The organism is Aphanothece microscopica RSMan92 (assembly GCF_046613545.2).
Classification (GTDB): domain Bacteria; phylum Cyanobacteriota; class Cyanobacteriia; order PCC-6307; family Cyanobiaceae; genus NIES-981.
Map to the genome: position 1 here is coordinate 1 of NZ_JBKKKY020000269.1, position 774 is coordinate 774.

The 774-nt window shown below is 69.3% G+C and carries 1 protein-coding gene; it reads right to left on the bottom strand.

Features of this window, described 5'->3' with window-relative positions:
• A partial coding sequence (locus ACLD7X_RS17430; RefSeq protein ID WP_411424955.1) for a SurA N-terminal domain-containing protein occupies nt 1-610 on the bottom strand: 610 nt, incomplete at its 3' end.
• Nucleotides 611-774 lie beyond the last annotated feature (164 nt).

Genomic DNA, 774 nt, shown 5'->3' on the forward strand with positions numbered 1-774 from the left:
GCATCGCGCCCTGATAGACGACGTCCTGCTGGTCGGGGCTTTCCACCTCGAGGAAGATTTCCGAAATCAGAAAGCGCGGCCGCGCGGCGCTGGCCGCGATCCGCGCGATCGTATCGCGCACCCGCTCTTCCGAGACGCGAATGCGCGAGCCATAGCGCCCGCCCACAAGCCGCTGCCAGGCCAGTTCGGCCCGCAACTGTTCGCGGAAGGTGGCGATCGAGACGCCGCTGCCGGCGAGTTCGGCCTCAAGCTGGGCGCGGGTGGCCCCGTTCTGGCGGGCGAGGCCTTCCACCGTGCGGTCCACGTCGTCGTCGCCGATCGTGATGCGGAACTCGCGCGCCTCCTGGATCTGGAGCCGTTCCTCGATCAGGGCGCGCAGCGCCTGCTCGGCCACGCGGGAAAAGTTCTCCTGCGTGATCGGGATGTTGGACGTGGCAAGAATGAAGAGCGCGCGCTGTCGCACGTCGAAGGTGGAGATCACCTCGTCGTTCACGATGGCCGCGACGCCTTCCTGAAGGCCGGGATCGGCTGGCGCATCCTGGGCCGCAGCCGGGCCCGATGCGGCTGCCAGCAGCACGACCGCCGCAGCAAGGGTCTTCAGACGCTTCATGCTCTCTAGCTTCACCTGTGTCTGGCGCCCCGGCCGAACCGGGGCGGAGAATAGCCCCGCGCGTTCGCCGCGCAAGGATGCGGGGCGCCTCGCGCCCTCACAGGCCCGGATCCGAGAGCGCGCCCAGGGTGGCCAGCGCCACCTGCAGGCGCACTTCGTCGTTC